Below are 19,918 nucleotides of genomic sequence, written 5' to 3'. Positions count from 1 at the left end.
GGCTTCATGTGCGGTGGCGTCGCTCCCGGGCAGGAGACGGCGATGAAAGGGAAACTCCTCCTGAAGACGGCTCTCGCGGTGACCGCCACCGCCGTCGCCGGAGCGCTCGCCACCGACGCGCGTTCCAGCTGGTATCAGCGGCTGGAGAAGCCGTCGTGGCAGCCACCGCCCCAGGCTTTCGGCCTGGTCTGGACGCCTCTGTACGTGCTCATCACCTATGCGGGCGCGCGGGCCCTCTCCCGCGGTGACCAGGCCGAAAGCCGGGCGTTCCGGAGTGCTCTGGCCGGCAACCTGGTGCTCAACGCCGCATGGCCGGCCCTGTTCTTCCGGGCGCGCAACCCGCGGCTGGCGCTCGCCGAGATCCTCGTCCTCAACGCGTCCAACGCGATGCTCGTCCGGCGGGGATGGACGGCCGACCGCCGCGCGGGGCTGTTCCTGGTGCCGTACGCGGGATGGACGGTGTTCGCCACCGCACTCAACACCGCCATCGCCCGCCGGAACCGCGATGGATGACCCAGGCCCGGCCCTCGCATCGGGGAGGGCGGACGCCGGTCCTGCTCGTGGGCCGGCCGGGCGGCTGGACACAACACGTCGAGGTGAGCCCGTGCGGAGGGCGGCGCGGGCCAGGAGCGGGGCCGCCTTTGTCATCGAGCGCAACCGCCGCGTCGCACCCGAGGCGGGGACCGGCTAGACGCTGCCCTTGCGCTCGATGACGAGGATGCGGGCCATGGGTACGGGATGCGCGACGTGTTCGTCACCCGGCTCGGCGTAGCAGATGCGGCCGGGGGTGAGCCGCTCGACATGTTCCCGGCCGTCGCGGCGGTAGTGCATGTCGACGGCGCCGTCCATGACGGCGAAGACCTCCGGGCCGTCGTTCACGTGCCAGACGTAGGGCTCGTCGGTCCAGTGCAGCCGGACGGTGGCGTTGTCGATCTCGGTGATGTCGAGGGCGCCCCATGGACGATCGGCGGTGAACGAGGACGCGTCGAGGAACAACATGGCTTCTCCCTGCCTTGACGTGCATCGTCATCCTTGCCGGGCGACGGACCGGTGACGAGTGACAGAAAGGCCTATTACCGTAAGAATCCTGCCATGCACCGTGTTGTGGGTCTGGCCCTGCCGAAGGTGGTCGCCTTCGACCTCGCCATCCCCGCGGAGGTGTTCGGCGGCGAGGAGTACTCGTTCGCCGTCTGCGCCGAATCGGCGGGGCCGGTCCCGACGACCACGGGCTTCGACCTTCACACGCCGCTGGGGCTCGACGCTCTCGACACCGCCGGCACGATCGTGGTGCCAGGCTACGCACCCCTGGTGGAGCCCTCCTTGCCGGTGCTCGACGCGTTGCGCGCCGCCTGCGCACGCGGTGCCCGCATCGTCTCCGTCTGCACAGGCGCCTTCGCGCTGGCCGCGGCGGGGTTGCTGGACGGCCGGCGGGCGACCACTCACTGGATGGACACCGCCGACCTCGCCGCCCGCTACCCCGCTGTCGACGTCGACCCCGACACCCTGTACGCCGACAACGGCAACGTGCTGACCAGCGCCGGATTCGCCGCGGGCATCGATCTGTGCCTGCATCTGGTGCGCACCGACCACGGCCCGGAGGCCGCGATCCGGGTCGCGCGGCGGCTGGTCGTCGCGCCACACCGGGAGGGCGGTCAGGCCCAGTTCCTGCAACGACCGCTGCCGCCCAGCGGCGAGGGCATGGCCGCGGTGTGCGCCTGGGCGCTGGACCACCTGGCCGAACCCGTCACCGTCGCCGACCTCGCCCGCCAGGCGGGATTGGCGCCGCGAACGTTCGCCCGCCACTTCGCCGCGGAGACCGGCACCACCCCGCTGCGCTGGCTGGCCGCCCAGCGCCTTCTCGAAGCGCGCAGGCTGCTGGAGGGCACCGACCTGCCGGTCGATGAGGTGGCCCGGCGCTCCGGCCTCGGTACGGCCGCCAACCTCCGGCAACACCTGGCACGCGACGCGTCCACCACTCCCACGGCGTACCGCCGTACGTACCGTGGCCGCCGCCCGCACTGACCCGGCTTCCCCGCGTACCGCAGAGGTCGGTGACGCTCAGCGCTTGAAGGCTTCCCTGATGACGTCGTCGAGCACATCGCGGGAACGGACGAGGTCGCCGATCATGCGGTCGATGCGCTCGCGTTCCTTCGTGAGCTGGTCGGCCAGCCACGGTGAGGCCGGCTCGGCCGCCCCGCCCTTGCCGTCGCCCAGGCACGGGAGCAGCTGAGCGATCTTGGCGCTGCACAGCCCGGCGGCGAACAACTCCTGGATGCGGATGACCCGCTCCACGGCCCCGTCGGCGTAGTCGCGGTGGCCGCCAGGGGTGCGTTCCGCCTGGAGCAGCCCCTGCTTCTCGTAATAGCGCAGCGACCGCTCGCTCACGCCGGTCTGCTGGGCCAGCTCACCGATCCGCATGCCGTACCTCGGGTTGAACCTGACATCGCGCGCCGTCACGGAAGCCGTGCACGCGGCCGGTGGCCGCGTCTTCGCCCAGCTCATGCACGGTGGCCGGCAGGGTCACCCCTTGTCGCGCCTGGCAGCCGACGTCCCCGCCGGCCCGTCGGCCGTGCCCACGCCCGGCCCGGTCCACGTACGGGACGGCGGCAAGGCCGATCCCGTCACGCCCCGCGTGATGACCAGGGCGGACATCCGGCAGGCCGTCCAGGACCACGTCGCCGCCGCCCGCAACGCGATGGCGGCGGGCTTCGACGGGGTCGAGTTGCACGGCGCCAACAGCTACCTGATCCACCAGTTCCTGGCCGACAACACCAATCTCCGTGACGACGAGTACGGCCCCGGCACGGCTGGAGGCCGCATCCGCTTCCCCGTCGAGGTCGTCACCGCCGTGGCCGGCGCGATCGGCGCCGACCGCACAGGGCTACGCCTGTCGCCGGGCAACCCGCAGTTCGGCATGGTGGAGAGCGACCCCGGCCCCGTCTATCGCGACCTCGTCGAGCGCATCGACGGCCTCGGCCTGGCCTATCTGCACCTCACCGACGGCGACCGCTATCCGGCTCTGGCCGACCTGCGGCCCCGCCGGCGAGGCACCCTCATCGCCAACGTCGGGGAGAACCGCCCCGCCACCAGCAAGGAAGCCGGCGAGGCCACGCTCGCCTCCGGACTGGCCGACCTGGTCTCCTACGGCAGGGCGTTCATCGCCAACCCCGACCTGCCGGCCCGCTTCGCCCGTAACGCCCCGCTCCAGCCGATCGACACCGCCGACCTGTACACGCACGGAGCCGCCGGGTACACCGACTATCCCAGCCTGGACGCCCTCACACCCTGCCGGTGACGCAGCCGGTCGGCTCGCGTTCGACAGGCTGGGCGACGCTTCTGGGTCGTCCTCCTGCCCGCCGGCCCGGCCCTCAGCCCGCGGGGAAAGGGCGTCCAGCTTGGCGTGCAGGCGCGCCAGCGCCCCGGTGGGTGTAGAGGCGGGCGGCGAGTTCCAGGACGAACGCGCCCACCACCACGCGGTCCACGACGTGCAGAGGCTCGCCGATCCCCGTGCCCGGCCGGGCCGTCAGGCGGCTCCGGCGTCGACCGCGTCCGCGAACGCGCGCATGGAGGTGAAGGTCCAGTCCGGGGCGACGCCGGCCGACGGCTCCGGTGTCGCGCCCCAGCCCGCGTCGTCGTGGCGGCGGTTGATCCACACGGTGGGCAGGCCCGCGGCCTTGGCCGGCACGTGGTCATGGAACAGGCTCTGCGCCACGTGCAGCAGCCTGCCCTCGGCCACTCCGAGCCGCTCGGCCTCGCGCGCCAGCGCCTCGAAGTTGCGGGGATCGGGTTTGTAGGAGCCGACGTCCTCGGCGGTGAGGACGCTGGTGAAGGTGGTGCCGAGGCGCTTGTTGGAGCCGGCGAAGGAGGCACGGTCGACGTTGGACAGGATGATGAGCCGATAGCGCCGCGAGAGCCGCTCCAGCGCCTCCGCCGAGTCGGGGAACGCCGGCCAGTCGGGCACGGAGACCGCCAGCGACTCGGCCTCGGCGTCGCTGACCGGCACGCCGAGCTGCGCACCCAGGCCCCGCATCGCCCGCGCGAGGATCCGCGGGTAGAGGTCGCCGGGGTGGTCGGCCTCGGCCTGCGCCTCGTGCGCCGCATATGCCGTCAGCAGCTGCTCATCGCTCATCCGCAGACCGTGCGCGCCGGCCCACGCGCGCAGCACGGTCGCGATGCCGGCCTCCCAGTCGATGAGGGTCCCGTAGCAGTCGAAGCTGATGGCGTCGAAGTCGTTGAAGTTCACCGTGCGTGCTCCTGGATGAGGTCGAGGTAGAAACGTTCCGAGTCGTCGCAGTGGGTGTTCCAGGCGGCCTTGGCCTGCTGGACGTCACCGGAGCGCAGCGCATCGAGCAGCACCTCGTGCTCGTGTGCCAGGTCGGAGACGCTGTCGTAGGTCGGGCGGAGCTGGGCGATGAGCAGGCGCAGCTCGGCGCTGAGCTCGTCGAAGGTGCGCAGCAGGCGGGCCGAGCCCGCGGCTGCGAACACCGCCCGGTGGAAGGCCACGTCATGGCCGGCGACCACGTCCCACGAGACGTCGTCGCCCAGCGCGGAGAACGCCTGCGCCGCCGAGGCGATGCCGGTGAGCGGCCGGGCCTGTGACATGATCATCTCAACGGCGATCGTCTCGATCGGGCGCCGCAGCCGGCCCAGGTCGATGGCGTCCTCGGCGGTGAACGACCGGACCTGCGCGCTGCGTCCACGTCCGCGATCCAGCAGCCCTTCGGCCACCAGCGTCTGCACGGCCGCGCGCACCGTGGGCCGGGCCACGCCGAACTCCTGCGACAGGTCGGTGTCGCGCAGCTGATCTCCGCCCCGGTAGTGCCCGGACAACAACCGGCGGCGCAGCTGGTCGGCGACCGCGTCCGCCACGGTGACCGTGTGAATCGACATGGCTAACTGTATAACAGCTATACAGTGAGTCAGGCAAGCCGGGCGCACCCGCGACCGGCCGGAAACGGCATGGAGACACCGGCCCGCGCGCCGGGCCGGCTTCGGGCTATTGCTTTTTCGCCATGACGACGGTCACGGTGTCCGGCTCGCCGTCCCGCTCGTAGGTGATCTGCACCCGCTGGCCGACCGTGAAGCCGCGGACCTGCCCGACGACCGTGTCGCCGCCCGTGACCGGCGTGTCGCCGATCTTGGTGAGGAGGTCGCCCTGCTTCAGTCCCGCCTTGTCGGCCGGGCTGCCCGGGACCACCTCCCTGATCAGCGCGCCGGCCACCTGGCCCGTCGCGTCGGTGACGCTCACTCCCAGGTACGCGTGGCTCACCTTGCCCTTGCTGATGAGCTGCTCGGATACCTGTTTGGCGGTGTTCACCGGGATGGCGAAGCCCAGGTTGACCCCTTCGGGAGCGACAGCGCTGTTGATGCCGACCAGCTCGCCGGCGGCGTTGACCAGGGCGCCGCCGGAGTTGCCGGGGTTGATCGCCGCGTCGGTCTGGATCATGCCGCCGAGCGTGGTCGTCCCGCTCTCCTGCTCCTGCCCGCCCATGCCCGGGGGCTGCTGCCGTCCGTCCGGACCGTTCCCGGCGGTCACGGTACGGTCCAGCGCGCTGACGATGCCCGCCGTCACCGTGCCGTCGAGGCCGAGCGGGCTTCCGATGGCCAGGACGTCGTCACCGACCTTGAGCTGGTCGCTGTCACCCAGCGTGGCTCTGGCCAGCCCGGTCACGCCTTCGGCCCGGATGACGGCGAGGTCGGTGGCCGGGTCGGTGCCCACCACATCGGCCTGGGCGGTCCTGCCGTCGCTGAACTTCACCGCCAGGCGATCCTGCCCGGCCACGACGTGGTTGTTGGTGAGGATCAGCCCGTCCGCCGACAGCACCACCCCGGAGCCTCCGGCGGTCTGGCCCTGGATCATCACCACCGACGGCTGCACGAGCTCGGCGACCTGCGCGACCGTGTACGGGGCGGAAGCCGTACGGAACACCGGGTTGGGGGCGGCGACGGTGGCGGTCGCGGCCGGTCGGCCGGCCGCCGTCAGGTGCGCCCCCACGGCGCCGCCTCCGAGCGCCGCCCCTGCGAGGGTGACCAGCGTCGCCAGCGCCAGTCCCGCGGCCACCTTGCCGGTGAGCACGATCCCCGTCCGCCGCTGCGGGGCGGGAGGGGGAGGGGGAGGAGGCGGCGGGAACCCGGGCGGGATGAACACCGGCCCCGGCGGGTGGAAGCCCTCACGGGTGGGCTGGGTGTTGCCGACCTGGTTCCGGCCGTAAGGGTCATGCTCGCGAGGCGGGTTGGTGTCCATGACGTCTCCTCGGGTCGGTCGAGCGGAGGCCAGGCACATTCGCTCCAAGCACGCGTGCGCCGGTCTGGTGAGCTTCATGGAACACCCGCGCGTGTTTCATCCTTGTTAGCTCGGCGCTCCCATGGCCGGGGCCATGCCGCGTCGCGAGGCCGCCCCTGTGGCGGTCACCTTCGCCGCCCGCTGAATCCGGGCCCCGTACGGACGTTCGGAAGGGGCCATTCCGGCACCTGACCCACGACAGGCGGCGGCGCCAGGCTAGTGGCGCGCGAGGGCCGGGCTAGCGGGATCGTGAAATATCCGGTTCGTGGGTCTCCTGCGCGTCGCGTGACAGGTCCTGACCGGGACCGCGTCCGCCGTCACGGGGATCCAGCCGTTGTTCATGGACAGGCCGGGGGAGGGCGTGTTGCAGTACTTGGTCGCCGCGGTCGTGCTGGTCGGACTGCTGTGCATGGTGAACTTGCTGCTGACCGTCGGTGTGATCCGCCGGTTGCGCAGCCAGAGCAAGAGCATGCCGCCGCCGGCGATGGCGGAAGGCCTCTCGCCCGGAGCGAGGGTCCCGACGTTCGCCGCCATGACCACGAGCGGTGAGCCGATCTCCGACGAGCTTCTGGGCGCACCCGCGCTGGTCGGTTTCTTCTCCCAGGGATGTCAGCCCTGCAAGGACCTGCTCCCGCTCTTCGTGGAACGGGCACGCGGCACGTCGGACGCCGTGCTCGCCGTGGTCGACACCGGCCCAGGAGAGGACTCCGCAGACTACGTCGAACGCCTCGCGGAGGTGGCACGTGTCGTCGTGGAGGCGCCGCAGGGGCCACTCCAGACGGCGTTCAAGGTCAACGCGTACCCGACGGTCATCACGATCGACGCCGGGGGCACGGTCGCCGGCAGCGGCCACACCATGCCCGCCGAGGTCAGGACGCCATGACGCGGGCGTTCCTCGCGGCGGCATGCGGGCTCGCGGGTCTGGCCCTGCTGGCCGTACGGCTGCGCGCGACGTACATGGTGATCCGCGTCCACGGCAACAGCATGGCCCCGTCGCTGGCCGATGGGGACCGGCTCCTGTCCCGGCGCACGCGTCTCGCGGCGCTGCGCACCGGGCAGATCGCCGTCGTCCTGAGCCCTCACCCGATCGGCAGCAAATATCTGATCAAGCGTATCGCCGCCCTGCCCGGCGATCCGGTCCCGGAGGACGTACGCAAGGCCGTCGACGACGACGTCGTCCCCGCCGGCAGGTTCGTCCTGATCGGTGACAACACCGAGGCCAGCTTCGACTCCCGCGAGCACGGCTTCTTCCACGCCGACGATCTCCATGCCGTCACCATCAGGAAGCTGGTGGCGCGGCATGGCCGTTGAGGGGGTGCGCCTGACCGCCTCCGCGCGTGAGGCGGCGGCAACCGCCTGGAGCGCCGCCGCCGTTCCCGCGATCGGGTACGCGGTCACGCTGCTGGGCACGGCTGCGGCGCCGGTCGCGGCGGCCTGGCTGACCAAGCTGGTCATCGACGGCCTGACCGGGGCGGCCTCCCTGACCGAGCTACTGGGCCTGGCCGCGGGACTGGCCGGCATCGGCGTCGCCGCCGCGGTCCTGCCGCACTGGTCGAGGTACCTCGGCAACCAGGTCGGCCGGGCCATGGTGGCCGCCACGACGGACCGGCTCTTCGCGGCCACGGCACGATTCCCGGGGCTGCGGCCCTTCGAGGACCCGCGCTTCCTCGACCGGCTGCGCCTGGCCCAGGAGGGGGCGTCCAGGGCCGACGGCATCGTCACCGAGTCCTTCGGGCTCATCCGCTCCGCCGTCACCGTGGTCGGCTTCGTCGGAGCCGTGCTGGTGATCAGCCCGGCCATGACGCTGATCGTGTTGTGCGCCGCCGTGCCGGCGCTGGTCGCGCAGCTGAAGCTGTCGCGGCAGCGTACGAGCATGATGTGGGAGATCGGCCCGGCCGAGCGCCGGCAGGTCTTCTACAGCGACCTGCTCAGCACGATCGAGGCGGCCAAGGAGATCAGGCTCTTCAACTCCGGCGGATTCCTGCGCGGCCGGCTCATGGCGGAGTTGTCGACGGCTCATGAGGGCAAGCGCCGGATGGACCGCAAGGAGTTGTCGGCGGAGGGGGTGCTCGCCCTGCTGTCCGCCGTGGTGGCCGGGGGCGGACTCGTCTGGGCCATCGCCGCGGCCAGGTCCGGCGCGCTCACCGTCGGGGACGTGTCGATGTTCACCGCCGCCGTCGTCGCCGTCCAGGGCGGGCTCAGCACCCTGGTCACCGGCATCGCGACCGCCGATCACAACCTGCGGCTCTTCGGCCACTACGTGGCGGTGGTCAGGGCCGAGCCCGACCTCGTCGTGCCGGCCGACCCCGCGCCGCTGCCGCCGCTGCGGCACGGGATCGAGCTGCGCGACGTGTGGTTCCGCTACAGCGACGACCATCCCTGGATCCTGCGCGGCGTCGACCTGTTCATCCCGTACGGCGCGGCCGTCGCGCTGGTCGGGCTCAACGGCGCCGGCAAGAGCACGCTCGTCAAACTGCTCTGCCGCTTCTACGACCCGAGCCGGGGAGCCATCCTCTGGGACGGTGTCGACCTGCGCGACGTCCAGCCGGACACGCTGCGGGATCGGATCAGCGGCGTCTTCCAGGACCACATGACCTACGACTTCTCCGCCCGCGACAACATCGGCCTGGGAGACGTCGGCGCCCGTGACGACCTGGACCGAATCCGTGCCGCCGCGCGGAAGGCGGGGGTGGACGAGCTGCTCGCGTCCCTTCCCCGGGGTTACGACACGCTGCTCACCCGGATGTTCACGAGTGAGGAGGACCGCGAGGACTCCTCGACCGGCGTCGTGCTCTCGGGCGGCCAGTGGCAGCGAACCGCCCTGGCCAGAGCCTTCCTCCGCGACGGACGGGACCTGATGATCCTCGACGAACCGAGCTCGGGTCTCGATCCTGAGGCCGAGGCGGACGTGCACGCCCGGATGCGCCGGCACCGCGCGGGCCAGACGAGCCTGCTCATCTCCCACCGGCTGAACACCGTGCGGGACGCCGACCTGATCGTCGTCCTGGAGGACGGGGTCGTCGCGGAGCGGGGAGACCACGACGACCTCATGGCGGTGGACGGCACCTACGCCCGCTTCTTCCGCCTCCAAGCCCGCGGATATCACGAGCCGTCTCTCGGTGAATCCGCGCCCAGTGAACCCGAGGCAGCGAAGGAGGTGAGAACAGAATGCTCGACAAGCTCATCGACCGGTTGATTCCGACGGTCAAGGCCGCCGCGGCGTGCACCCCAAGGTGCGTGCAGGTCAGCTACGACCCGAACACCGGGTGCTACAAGATGAAGTGCTACAACACCGACTGCAGTTACCGCTTGGTAACGGTGTGCGAATAGTCGCCGGAGAGAAGGTGGGACAGATGAAACTCATGACCGATCTGGCGGACCGGATCGTCGCCTTCGTCGTGCCGGCCGGCGACGCGCAGGCCGCCTGCACGGCACGGTGCATCCTCGACCACACGACCTGTACGGGCAGCATCTGCTGCTCCGTCTTCAAGTGCTGGAGGAGCGACTGCTCGGTCTACTTCAGGAAGCAGTGCGCGTAGGTGAGTGACGGGCTCCTCAGGCAGGCTCCGGCCAGGGAGGCTCCGTCTGCCGGGGGATGAGGCGTGGGGGGGGGGGGGGGGCGGCTGAAGGGACCAGGCAGGCCCTTCAGCCGCACGTTCCTGCCGCCGATCAGCGCCGGTGGCGACGGCGGCGGCGACGGCCGGAGTAATCGTCGTCGTCCGGGAACGGCGTCGGCACGCTGAGGCGAGGCAGGGGCAGGATCCTGGCTGCGGTCAGGCGGCTCGGCGTTCTCATGTGGTTGCTCCCAACGTGGTGTGGTGGAGCGATCGGTGCGGCTGCGGGTGCAACCTCGACAAGGGGAGCTACCCGGGGCACCAATGCGACAATCTGCGCAAAACGGACTCCAGGGCCAGGCTTTGACACCCCAAAAGGCTCGCTCCGGCGAACGCCGGCCTACGTCGCCGCCGTCTCACCGGCCGGCGAGCGCGGGGCTGACCTTTTATGCCTGCGCCGCATCGATCTGGCCGCCGGTCAGCAGGGCCGCGCCGAGGGGCGTGACGGTGTGGACCACGTTTCCGCCGGACCTGCGGCTGACGATGAGCCCCGCCTCGCGCAGCACCTGGGTGTGCTGGCTCACGCCGGAGGGTGAGATCCCATGGTGGCGGGCCAGCTCTCCCGTGGTCACCCCCGCGACGGTGGACTTCAGTATGGCGGCCCTGGTGGGGCCGAGCAGCCGAGCGTTGGGGCTGTCGGGCGGCTTCCTCGGCGTGGCCAGCGGGTGGTCCCGTTCGATCGGGTATACCAGCACCTGCGGTAGCTCCGGGTCGGCCAGCGCCACGGGCGCGCCCCAGCAGAAGTACGACGGGATCAGCACCAGCCCGCGCCCGTCGAGGTGCACGTCCCGGTGGACCGGGTGGTCCATGCTCAGTACGGGCGGCCGCCACCGCATGACCGGGCTGAAGCTCGCCAGCATGTGGCCGACCCCGCCGTCCAGGTAGGCGCGCCCGCGCCTGGCCCGGTCGGCGTCCACCATCGCCTGGATCTCGACCCAGTAGGGAGCGATGGCGGCATCGAAGTAGCCGCACAGCCCGTCGCGCAGGTCATGGAAGGCGTCCATGCGGCCGTCGGCCAGGCCCCACGCCCATGATGGCGTGCCCGTCCGCCTCGCCAGCTTGTCCAGTTCCCTGCGCAGCAGCGGGCGCGGCGTGCTCAGCACGGCGTCGACCCCAGCGCCCAGTCCGTGCACGCCGGCGGGCGGCGTGAGGAAGTCGGGAAAGTACGAGGAATGAGCGGGGAAGAGCGGGCCCAGAACGCATCGCACGGTGGCCAGGTTGTCCGACCTGGCCAGCTCCTGGCGGGTCCGGCGGCGCCACGTGGCGAACGCTCCCTTACCTCTGCGCCCCGCCAGCCGGAACATGCTGAGCGCGATCTCCCACAGCGGATCGGCTGTCGCGACTCGCGTACGGGCGAGGTCTTCGCCGGTGAAAAGGATCCGTAACATCGATCGTGGCCACCTTCCCGCTGTTCATCCCGGTCAAGCTGGGCTTTTAAGCCAGGACTGCAATGCCTGGACCCGCAGTGGGGCCCTGGAGGACGATTATCGGCCAACGGGGGCGAAATGGGTAAAAGGGTGGGCACATGGCGTTACGGTTTCAGGTTCTCGGGCACGTCAGGGCCACCGTGGACGGGAAGATGCTCCATCTCGGGCACCGCCAGCGCGGGCTGCTCGCGCTCATGTTGCTGCGTGCCAACGACACGGTGACCGTGGACCGTCTCGTCGAGTTCTGCTTCTCCGGGCCGGTCCCGTCACCGGCGCGCCAGATCCGGAACACGGTGGGGCGGCTGCGTAAGGCGCTGGCCGCGGCCGGCTGCCCCGACGTGATCAGGACCATGCCCGGCGGCTATCTCCTGGAGGCCGGACCCGACACGCTCGACCTGCTGGAATGGGCCGCGCACGTCGAGGCGGGCCGCCAGGCGGCGGCGCAGGGCAGGGACCGGGATGCCGCCATGTCACTGCGACGTGGGCTGGCGCTGTGGCGGGGGCCGCTCCTGTCCGGGATCGACTTCGTGGGCGTCGAGGCCGAGGTGGCCGGCATCGACGACGGCCGCAGGGCCGTGCTCGAGGAGTGCCTGGAGCTTGAGCTGCGGCTCGGCCGCCACCGGGAGCTGCTGTCCGAGCTGGCCGCGCTCACCGAAGAGCATCCGCTCCGGGAACGCCTGTGGGCGCTGCGCATGCTGGCCCTCTACCGGTGTGGGGCCAAGGCGGAGGCGCTGACCGTCTACCGGGAGGCACGTGCGACGTTCCTGGAGGAGCTCGGTCTGGAGCCAGGCCCGCGGCTGAAGGGAATGGAGCAGGCCATCCTCACCGATGACCCCGCCCTCGACCTGCGTGCGAGACCCTGCCCGAGACAGCTTCCCACCGACGTGCCGGATTTCACCGGGCGTGAGACAACGACATCCGAGCTGTCGGCGGTCCTGCTGCCGGAGTCCACGGCTGCCGTGGTGCCGGTCGCGATCGTCACGGGCAAGGCGGGGGTGGGCAAGACCACGCTTGCCGTGCACGTCGCGCACGGCATATGTGAGCGCTTCTCCGGTGGTCAGCTCTTCGCCCGGCTGCGCGCCCTACCTGATCGGCGGGTGGAGCCCGGAGAGGTGCTCGCGGATTTCCTGCGGGCCCTGGGCGAACCGGTGCAGGACCTGCCGGGAGGCGTGGAGGAGCGGGCGGCCAGGTTCAGGGAGTGCATCGCGGGGCGGCGGGTGCTGGTGGTGCTGGACGACGCGCTCGACGAGGCCCAGGTACGTCCCCTTCTCCCAGGTGACGCGGGGTGCGGGGTGCTGATCACCGCCAGGTCGCGGCTGGCCGGCCTGCCCGTTGTGGGCCGGGTGGAGCTGGCGGAGCTGGAGCCTGCCCAGTCCGTACGGTTTCTGAACAGCGTCGCAGGGGCCGACCGGCTGCGTGCGGAGCCGGAGGCCACCGCCCAGCTCGCCCGGCTCTGCGGAAACCTCCCGCTGGCCCTCAGGATCGCCGGCGCCAGGCTCGCCAGCCGGCCACACTGGCGGGTCGGCCACATGGTGGAGCGGCTCAGGGACGAACGCCGCAGGCTCGACGAGCTCGCGCACGGTGACTTGGAGGTCCGCAGCAGCATCGCGCTGTCCACCGAGGGCCTGGACCCCGCCGCTCTCCGGTTGCTGTCCGCCCTCGCCCAGGCCGACACCTCTGAGATCCCCGGCTGGGCGGCCCTGGCCGCGAACGGCACGCAGGACCTCGTCGACAGCCTGGTCGACTCCCAGTTGCTCCAGGTGGCCGGGGACATGCGCTACCGCCTCCACGACCTGGTCCGCATCTACGCCCGCGAAGTCAGCCAGGCGGACGTCACGCGGGTGCTGGGCGGCTGGTTGGCGCTGGTGGAGCGGGCGCACCGCGCGACCCAGGGCGGCGACTACACCGTCGTGCACGGAACGGCTCCCCGCTGGAACCCGCCTGGCATGGACATCGTCGACACTGACCCTTTGTCCTGGTATGAGGTCGAACGCGCGAACATCGTGGCCGCCGTCCGTCAGGCCGCCGCGCTCGGCCTCGACGAGCTCTGCTGGGACCTGGCCGTGACCGCGGTGTCGCTGTTCCAGACCCGCGGCCACTATGACGACTGGGAGGAGACACATCGGGTCGCGCTCCTCGCCACGCGCGCGGCGGGCAACATACGAGGCTCGGCCGCCCTGCTCACCGGGATGGGCCTGCTGGAGGCGTACCGGCACCGCTACGGACCGGCTACCGCAGCCGTCACGGAGGCTCTGCAGCTGTTCGAGCGCTGCGATGACCGGCACGGCTGGGCGCTCGCGCGCGCGGTGGCGGCCTTCACGGCGGGCATGAAGGGCCTGTACGGCGAGGCGATCGAGCAGTGCGAGACCGCGCTGCGCGCGATCCGCGAGGCGGGCGACGCAGGTGCCGAGATCCTCGTGCTCAGGCTGCTCGGGCAGCTCCTCATGGACGTCGGCCACCTCGACTCGGCCCGCCCCTACCTGGACGAGGCGCTCACCGCGAGCAGGGCGCTGGACCGGCGCGCCCATCCTGAGGTCGTCTACCGGATCGGCGAACTGCTGCTCGGCTCCGACCGGCTCGACGAGGCCGAGCAGGCGTTCACCGACCTGCTCAGCACAGTGAAGGGCCTCGGCGACCTGCGGGGCGAGGCGTTCGCCCGCTACGGCCTCGGGTACCTAGAGATCGAGCGGGGTCGGCACGACAGCGGTGAGGAATTTCTCCGTCAGGCCATCGAGCTGGCGAGCGCCGTGGACGAGCCGCTGGTCGAGGCCAAGGCGTGGCTGGCTCTCGGCGCGGCCAGCAGGTCGCGGCGCGAGCACGAGACCGCGCTGCACCGGCTCGGCCGGGCGCACCGGCTTGCGATCTCGATCGACTCCCCCATCTGGCAGGCGCGCGCACTGCACCAGCTGGCCGAGGTGCACAGCGAGCGCGGCGCCAACGCCGCGGCGGCGTCCGCCCAGGTGCGGGCCCGCGAGCTGGTGGCAGTCATCGGGGCCGTGAACCCGGACATCAGCGCGGGCGTCCCCGCCAGGCTCCGCTCTCGGGGACATGCCGGACGAGGTGACCCGCTGCCGGCCGGCCACGACGCTCGACGGCGTACGGGAGCCGCCAAGGGCGGTCCGAACAGCCGAAGGCGCTCGATACCGAGCCCATGACGGTCTCACCTGAGTACTCATACCGCCGTGCTTCTCGTCGAACACCGGCGCATTTGTCAGCGTGGTTCCCACCGGCTCTGTCCTTCGTTCTTATGACGGATCTATGACGGGGCGTCACTACGTTCCCGTGCCATGCGAAAGCCCTTACTCATCGTCGGTGTCCTGGCGGCCTGCGCGATCGCCGCGCCCGCCGAGGCCGGCGCCCGTCCCGACTTCCAGATGCCGTTCCCCTGCGGGGAGAAATGGCGCTTCGACACCTGGGGCCACTACCCGGCGCTCGACATGGTGAAGGAGCCGCAGAGCGCGACCGATGGCGCCAAGCTCATCGCACCCGCCGCCGGCACCGTGATCAAGTCGTACTTCGGCAAGGGCGGCGGCCACATGCTGAAGATCGATCATGGGGGCGGCTGGTTCACCGCCTACCTGCACCTCAAGTACCGCTCGGTCGAGGTGGGCGACCGGGTGCAACAGGGGGAGCCACTCGGCGCGGTCGGCGGCACCGGGTCCAACGGAAACACCCCTCACCTGCACTTCGAGACGTGGTTCGACAAGAACGGCGACGGCAAGACCGGTATGGGCGCGCCAGGCGACGAGCGGGTGCAGACCATCTTCAACGGTGTGCCGTACGGCAGTAAGAACGGGCAGACCTACCGTAACGTCGTCAGCCGCAACTGCGGCGCCGGCCGCACCCGTATCCCCGACGTGAGCGGCGACGGCTACGCCGACCTGCTCGCGGTCAAGTCCGACGGGTCGCTCAACTACTTCCCCAACAACTTCAACAGCTCGCGCCAGGCCCCGTACGGCGACAGCAGGAACGTCGGGGCAGGCTGGGCCACGATGAAGCACGCCGCGATCGGCGACGTCAACGGCGACGGCTTCGCCGACATCCTCGCAGTCAAGGCCGACGGCACGCTCCACTACTACGGCAACAACATCAAGTCCTCCCCCACGGCGCCTTTCGGGAGTGGTTATCGGGTCGGTTCGGGGTGGGCGGAGGTGAAGCATGTGGCCGTTGGTGATGTCAACGGTGATGGGTTCGCGGACGTTCTCGCGGTGAAGTCGGATGGGTCGTTGCAGTATTTCGGTAACAACTTCAGGGTGTCGCCGAAGGCGCCTTTCGGGAGTGGTTATCGGGTCGGTTCGGGGTGGGCGGAGGTGAAGCATGTGGCCGTTGGTGATGTCAACGGTGATGGGTTCGCGGACGTTCTCGCGGTGAAGTCGGATGGGTCGTTGCAGTATTTCGGTAACAACTTCAGGGTGTCGCCGAAGGCGCCTTTCGGCAGCGGTTATCAGGTCGGTTCCGGGTGGGCCGGGATGAAACACGTCAACTCCGCCGATGTCAACGGTGACGGCTACGCCGACGTTCTCGCGGCGAAGTCGGATGGGTCGTTGCAGTATTTCGGCAACAACTTCAGGGTGTCGCCCAAGGCGCCCTTCGGCAACGGCTACCAGGTCGGCAGCGGCTGGGACACGGTCGACCGCCTCCTCTGACCCACCAGACCACCGGCCCCGCGGCTCCGCTCCGGGGCCGGTCCCCCCTTGGAGCTCACACCATGCACGCATTCCTCGCCGCCGCCCTCATCTCGGTCTCGCTGGCCGGCGGTGCGGCCGATCCGATCGAGATCACAGCCACCAAACCGTGCGGCACCACCACTCCGGCCGACCGTGCGCTGTCCGCCGAACTGGCGCCGCACATGACCTCGAAGATGCGCAGGCAACTGCACCCCGACCGGATCACCTGCGCCCGGATGGTCGTCGAGGCGGTCAAGGCCCGCGGGTTCATCCCGAGGGCCGCGGTCATCTCGCTGGCCACCGTGATCGTGGAGTCGTCGCTGCAGAACTACACCAGCAAGGAAGACCACACCAGCCTCGGCCTGTTCCAGCAGCAGGACTGGTGGGGGAGCGCCGAGCAGCGCACCAACCCCACCTGGGCGACCAACGCGTTTCTCAACGCGATGCTGAAGAAGTTTCCCGGCGGAAGCTGGCAGACCACCCCCATCGGCGAGGTGTGCTGGCGGGTCCAGGTGCCACGGCCCGACCTCAACTACAAGTACGCGCTGGAGGTGGACGACGCGACGACGCTGACCGACGCGCTCTGGCGCGGTGCCCGCCGGACGGCCGATGTCAACGGTGATGGGTTCGCGGATATTCTCGCGGTGAAGTCGGATGGGTCGTTGCGGTATTTCGGTAACAACTTCAGGGTGTCGCCGGAGGCGCCTTTCGGGAGTGGTTATCGGGTCGGTTCCGGTTGGGCCGGGATGAAACACGTCAACTCCGCCGATGTCAACGGTGACGGCTACGCGGATATTCTCGCGGTGAAGTCGGATGGGTCGTTGCGGTATTTCGGTAACAACTTCAGGGTGTCGCCGAAGGCGCCTTTCGGGAGTGGTTATCAGGTCGGTTCCGGTTGGGCCGGGATGAAACACGTCAACTCCGCCGATGTCAACGGTGACGGCTACGCGGATATTCTCGCGGTGAAGTCGGATGGGTCGTTGCGGTATTTCGGTAACAACTTCAGGGTGTCGCCGAAGGCGCCTTTCGGGAGTGGTTATCAGGTCGGTTCCGGTTGGGCCGGGATGAAACACGTCAACTCCGCCGATGTCAACGGTGACGGCTACGCGGACGTTCTCGCGGTGAAGTCGGATGGGTCGTTGCAGTATTTCGGCAACAACTTCAGGGTGTCGCCCAAGGCGCCCTTCGGCAACGGCTACCAGATCGGCTCGGGCTGGGACTCCGTCACGCATCTGCGTTGATCCCGCGCCCGTTGCGCGAGCTGAGCGGGGATGCCCCGTAGTTGCTTTCGGCGCTTATGTGATCTGATGCCCCGCCTGCTTGTTCTCGGCGCAGCCGTCCTGACGGTCGCGGCCGGGTTGGGGGTGCGGGCCCTGTTCGACGGCCCCGTGCCGAAGTACGCGGGCGACGCCCTCTACACCGTGCTGATCTACACGCTCGTGACGCTGGTCCTGCCCAAGGTGAAGCCCTGGGTGGCGGCGGGGGTGTCGGCCGGCGCGAGCTGGCTGATCGAGTTCGCCCAGCTCGGGGAGATCCCGGCCGTGCTGCGGCCGCTGCTGGGCAGCACGTTCAACCCGCCCGACCTCTTCTGGTACGCGGTCGGCGCCGCGGCGGCATGGGCCGTGCACACGCTCTGGCTACGGAGGACCGGATGACGGCGTGGCGCATCCTGCTGGTCACGGCCGCCATCGCGGGCTTGGCGAGCCTGGCGGCGTCGGTCGGCCGCCCGTGGGCCTACTTCACGGTGCTCGGCGTCCGCCGGCTCACGAACGAACCCACGGACGATTGACCCGCGCCGCATCACGCGTCGGAGGCGGCGCGGCGCAGGAGCAGGTATCCCGTCAGGGCGGCGAGCAGGCCGGCCAGGCCGGCCGCGGCGAAGCCGCCCGCCGGCACGGACGCGTCGATCGCCACTCCCACGACCGGTGAGCCGAGCGCGAACCCCGCGCTCGCCGCCGAGGAGTGCAGGCCGGTCGCCTCGCCTCGCACGCCGGCGGGCGCCAGCCGGCTCACCGCGTCGGAGACCGTGGAGAGGGTCGGCGCGGTGAGCAGCCCGGCGCCGGTGACGGCCACGCACAACCAGGGCCAGTCATGGGCAAGCCCGGCCGGGATCGTCGCCAGCCCGAGCAGGCCGAGCAGCAGCCAGGTGGGCATCGGCCGGGGCAGCGCTCCGTACACCAGACCGCCCACGACGGACGTCACTCCGAACACGGCGATGACCACGGCCGCCCACGAGACCTGACCGGCTTCTCGAAGAGCGGCGACGATGGCCAGGTCGACGCCGCTGAGCACCATCGCGACGCCGAACCCCATCGTCAGGACGGCGACCATGCGCGCTCCGAGCCACTCCCGCCGCCGGGGACGGCCCGCCGCCTCGCCGCCCGCCTCGTCCTGGTTCCGCAGCGGCGGATCGAGCAGGGCGATCCCCGCCCCGCCGGCGACGATCGCGGCGCCCACGCCCCAGGCCACCACGCCGGGGGACACCTGCGCCGCGCACACGATGACCACCGCCGGCCCCACCATGTACGACAGCTCGCCGACCACCGACTCCAGCGCGAACGCCGCCCGCCGCTGCTCTGCCGCCGTCATCGCGGCGATCGCCTGCCGGGTGACCGACTGGACCGGCACCATGAGCAGCCCGGCGGCGAAGGAGGCGCCCAGCACGATCGCGTACGGCAGGACGGGCACGGCCGACCAGAACACGAGCTGCGGCACGAGGGTGACCAGCAGCACGGTACGCAGGCCCCGCCGGTCGATCATCCGGCCCAGCAGCGGCCCGCCCAGCGCGACGCCGGCGGTGAGCGCCGCCACCACGGCTCCCGCCGCCGCGTAACTCATGTCGAGGGCGACGACGACGTACATCGTCAGCGCCATCGCGTCCGCGGTGATCGCGGTGCGGGCGAGCAGCGAGATGACCAGCAGTGGCGTCATGCCCGGCACGGCCAGCACCTGTCGAAATCTGGTCACCGATGTGACGTTAGATCCCCCGAAATGCCATAGGAAGTCGTCATTTCGTTGGACCAGGCATAATGAATGCTTATGGCACGCGATCTCGAAACCGTACTGCTGCGGTCGTTCGTCACCACCGTACGCGCGGGCAGCATCAGCCGTGCGGCGGCGGCGCTCGGCCGCACCCAGCCTGGGCTCAGCCAGCAGTTGCGCAAGCTCGAAAGGGCTGTCGGCAGTCCGCTGCTGCACCGGGCGCCGTCCGGAGTCTCGCCGACCCGGGTGGGCGAGGAGCTCCTGCCCTACGCCGAGCGCATCCTCGCGCTGTCGGCACAGGCGCTCGCCGAGACGGGACGTGCGCTCACCGGGCACTGCGGGGTGGGGCTCCACGAGGATCTCGCCGCCTCCCGCCTTCCTCAGGCGCTCGCCGACCTCGCGCGGCTGCACCCCGACGCGACGCTGGAGGTGCTCAGCCTCTCCACCGCGGCGATGCGGGAGGCGTACGACTCCGGCCGCGTGCAACTCGTGCTCGACGAGGTCCCGAACCTTCCCTGGGCGCCGCGCTGGACGGTGCGCCTGCCGCTGGTCTGGGCGGTCGGGCAGGGCGTCGCCGTCGACGCCGATCCGCTGCCGGTGGTGCTGTTCTCGAACGCGTGCTCCTGGCGGACGTCGGTGCTGGAGACGATGGAAGGCACGGGGCGGCCCTGGCGGGTGGCGTTCGAGAGCAACAGTCTCGCCGGAGTGCTCGCCGCGCTACGGGCCGGGCTCGGAGTCGCGGCGCTGCTGCCGGCCAACCTGGAGCCGGCCATGGCCTGCCACGACCCGGCCGCGTTGCCCGCCCTGCCGGACGTCGAACTAGGCCTCGCCCGCCACCCCCGTACCGAAGGTGATGCGCTCGTCGACGCCGTGGAGACCGCCCTGCGGCGGATGATCTGACCCGCACACCTGAGCCGTCCGTCGCCGCCCCGGCCAGAGCGGGCG

At 70.8% G+C, this 19,918-nt stretch carries 21 protein-coding genes; 14 read left to right on the top strand and 7 right to left on the bottom strand.

The features are described from left to right. The first annotated feature begins 42 nt into the window (after positions 1 to 42). Positions 43 to 513: a TspO/MBR family protein gene (locus tag ABGA98_RS01200; protein WP_347616282.1), complete on the top strand. Its 471-nt coding sequence runs from the start codon at positions 43 to 45 to the stop codon at positions 511 to 513. Positions 514 to 687: 174 nt separating this feature from the next. Here the strand turns inward: ABGA98_RS01200 and ABGA98_RS01195 are convergent, their stop codons facing one another. Then, a complete protein-coding gene (locus ABGA98_RS01195; protein WP_347616281.1) occupies positions 688 to 999 on the bottom strand; it encodes a hypothetical protein in 312 nt (103 codons plus the stop codon). A 93-nt stretch (positions 1,000 to 1,092) separates the two neighbouring features. On the opposite strand from ABGA98_RS01195, the gene ABGA98_RS01190 reads away from it, so the two are divergent. After that, complete coding sequence (locus ABGA98_RS01190; RefSeq protein ID WP_347616280.1) at positions 1,093 to 2,022, top strand: helix-turn-helix domain-containing protein; 930 nt, start codon at positions 1,093 to 1,095, stop codon at positions 2,020 to 2,022. Between the two features lie 36 nt (positions 2,023 to 2,058). Here ABGA98_RS01190 and ABGA98_RS01185 read toward each other — a convergent pair whose 3' ends face one another. Next, positions 2,059 to 2,418, bottom strand: coding sequence for a MerR family transcriptional regulator (locus ABGA98_RS01185; RefSeq protein WP_347616279.1), 360 nt, complete (start codon positions 2,416 to 2,418; stop codon positions 2,059 to 2,061). A gap of 13 nt (positions 2,419 to 2,431) precedes the next feature. Here ABGA98_RS01185 and ABGA98_RS01180 point away from each other — a divergent pair, with 13 nt between their 5' ends. Beyond that, entirely contained in the window at positions 2,432 to 3,295 is an 864-nt protein-coding gene (locus ABGA98_RS01180) for an alkene reductase (RefSeq protein ID WP_347616278.1), read from the top strand. 228 nt (positions 3,296 to 3,523) lie between these two features. On the opposite strand, the gene ABGA98_RS01175 is transcribed toward ABGA98_RS01180, so the two are convergent. The 3 genes from ABGA98_RS01175 to ABGA98_RS01165 all read right to left on the bottom strand — a co-directional run bounded on the left by ABGA98_RS01175 (position 3,524) and on the right by ABGA98_RS01165 (position 6,244). Further along, positions 3,524 to 4,243: a haloacid dehalogenase type II gene (locus ABGA98_RS01175; protein ID WP_347616277.1), complete on the bottom strand. Its 720-nt coding sequence runs from the start codon at positions 4,241 to 4,243 to the stop codon at positions 3,524 to 3,526. Further along, entirely contained in the window at positions 4,240 to 4,890 is a 651-nt protein-coding gene (locus tag ABGA98_RS01170; RefSeq protein WP_347616276.1) for a GntR family transcriptional regulator, read from the bottom strand. Before ABGA98_RS01170 ends, ABGA98_RS01175 begins: the two co-directional genes overlap by 4 nt. A gap of 106 nt (positions 4,891 to 4,996) precedes the next feature. Then, positions 4,997 to 6,244, bottom strand: coding sequence for a trypsin-like peptidase domain-containing protein (locus ABGA98_RS01165; RefSeq protein WP_347616275.1), 1,248 nt, complete (start codon positions 6,242 to 6,244; stop codon positions 4,997 to 4,999). A gap of 379 nt (positions 6,245 to 6,623) precedes the next feature. Between ABGA98_RS01165 and ABGA98_RS01160 the strand changes: the two genes are divergently transcribed. Genes ABGA98_RS01160 through ABGA98_RS01140 form a run of 5 tightly spaced genes read left to right on the top strand, consistent with a single transcriptional unit; the run spans position 6,624 to position 9,822 of the window. Further along, entirely contained in the window at positions 6,624 to 7,166 is a 543-nt protein-coding gene (locus ABGA98_RS01160; protein WP_347616274.1) for a hypothetical protein, read from the top strand. Next, positions 7,163 to 7,594 (top strand): S26 family signal peptidase, encoded by a 432-nt coding sequence (locus ABGA98_RS01155; RefSeq protein WP_347616273.1) that lies wholly within the window; start codon positions 7,163 to 7,165, stop codon positions 7,592 to 7,594. Before ABGA98_RS01160 ends, ABGA98_RS01155 begins: the two co-directional genes overlap by 4 nt. Beyond that, positions 7,584 to 9,479 (top strand): ABC transporter ATP-binding protein, encoded by a 1,896-nt coding sequence (locus tag ABGA98_RS01150; RefSeq protein ID WP_347616272.1) that lies wholly within the window; start codon positions 7,584 to 7,586, stop codon positions 9,477 to 9,479. The genes ABGA98_RS01155 and ABGA98_RS01150 overlap by 11 nt, the downstream gene beginning before the upstream one ends. Then, entirely contained in the window at positions 9,452 to 9,613 is a 162-nt protein-coding gene (locus ABGA98_RS01145; RefSeq protein WP_347616271.1) for a hypothetical protein, read from the top strand. Before ABGA98_RS01150 ends, ABGA98_RS01145 begins: the two co-directional genes overlap by 28 nt. A 23-nt stretch (positions 9,614 to 9,636) precedes the next feature. Beyond that, the gene (locus tag ABGA98_RS01140) at positions 9,637 to 9,822 is read left to right on the top strand and encodes a hypothetical protein (protein ID WP_347616270.1); all 186 of its coding nucleotides are present in this window, start codon (positions 9,637 to 9,639) and stop codon (positions 9,820 to 9,822) included. 461 nt (positions 9,823 to 10,283) lie between these two features. Here the strand turns inward: ABGA98_RS01140 and ABGA98_RS01135 are convergent, their stop codons facing one another. Next, on the bottom strand, positions 10,284 to 11,285 hold the full coding sequence (locus tag ABGA98_RS01135; RefSeq protein WP_347616269.1) for a winged helix-turn-helix domain-containing protein: 1,002 nt from the start codon (positions 11,283 to 11,285) through the stop codon (positions 10,284 to 10,286). A 137-nt stretch (positions 11,286 to 11,422) separates the two neighbouring features. Between ABGA98_RS01135 and ABGA98_RS01130 the strand changes: the two genes are divergently transcribed. The 5 genes from ABGA98_RS01130 to ABGA98_RS01110 all read left to right on the top strand — a co-directional run bounded on the left by ABGA98_RS01130 (position 11,423) and on the right by ABGA98_RS01110 (position 17,780). Further along, positions 11,423 to 14,479, top strand: a complete 3,057-nt coding sequence (locus ABGA98_RS01130; protein ID WP_347616268.1) for a BTAD domain-containing putative transcriptional regulator — start codon at positions 11,423 to 11,425, stop codon at positions 14,477 to 14,479. Between the two features lie 132 nt (positions 14,480 to 14,611). Beyond that, complete coding sequence (locus tag ABGA98_RS01125) at positions 14,612 to 15,970, top strand: VCBS repeat domain-containing M23 family metallopeptidase (protein WP_347616267.1); 1,359 nt, start codon at positions 14,612 to 14,614, stop codon at positions 15,968 to 15,970. 62 nt (positions 15,971 to 16,032) lie between these two features. Then, positions 16,033 to 17,232: a VCBS repeat-containing protein gene (locus ABGA98_RS01120; RefSeq protein ID WP_347616266.1), complete on the top strand. Its 1,200-nt coding sequence runs from the start codon at positions 16,033 to 16,035 to the stop codon at positions 17,230 to 17,232. Between the two features lie 66 nt (positions 17,233 to 17,298). Next, the gene (locus ABGA98_RS01115; protein WP_347616265.1) at positions 17,299 to 17,646 is read left to right on the top strand and encodes a DUF2809 domain-containing protein; all 348 of its coding nucleotides are present in this window, start codon (positions 17,299 to 17,301) and stop codon (positions 17,644 to 17,646) included. Beyond that, positions 17,643 to 17,780: a hypothetical protein gene (locus ABGA98_RS01110; protein ID WP_347616264.1), complete on the top strand. Its 138-nt coding sequence runs from the start codon at positions 17,643 to 17,645 to the stop codon at positions 17,778 to 17,780. The genes ABGA98_RS01115 and ABGA98_RS01110 overlap by 4 nt, the downstream gene beginning before the upstream one ends. Positions 17,781 to 17,791: 11 nt before the next feature. Here ABGA98_RS01110 and ABGA98_RS01105 read toward each other — a convergent pair whose 3' ends face one another. Beyond that, positions 17,792 to 18,958: an MFS transporter gene (locus ABGA98_RS01105; RefSeq protein ID WP_347616263.1), complete on the bottom strand. Its 1,167-nt coding sequence runs from the start codon at positions 18,956 to 18,958 to the stop codon at positions 17,792 to 17,794. 72 nt (positions 18,959 to 19,030) lie between these two features. Here ABGA98_RS01105 and ABGA98_RS01100 point away from each other — a divergent pair, with 72 nt between their 5' ends. Next, complete coding sequence (locus tag ABGA98_RS01100; protein ID WP_347616262.1) at positions 19,031 to 19,873, top strand: LysR family transcriptional regulator; 843 nt, start codon at positions 19,031 to 19,033, stop codon at positions 19,871 to 19,873. Positions 19,874 to 19,918: the final 45 nt, after the last annotated feature.

The sequence above is a fragment of the Nonomuraea sp. B1E8 genome (assembly GCF_039871515.1).
Taxonomy (GTDB): domain Bacteria; phylum Actinomycetota; class Actinomycetes; order Streptosporangiales; family Streptosporangiaceae; genus Nonomuraea.
Note: the sequence above shows the minus strand (reverse complement) of the source record. Positions and strands in the feature narration are given on the sequence as shown.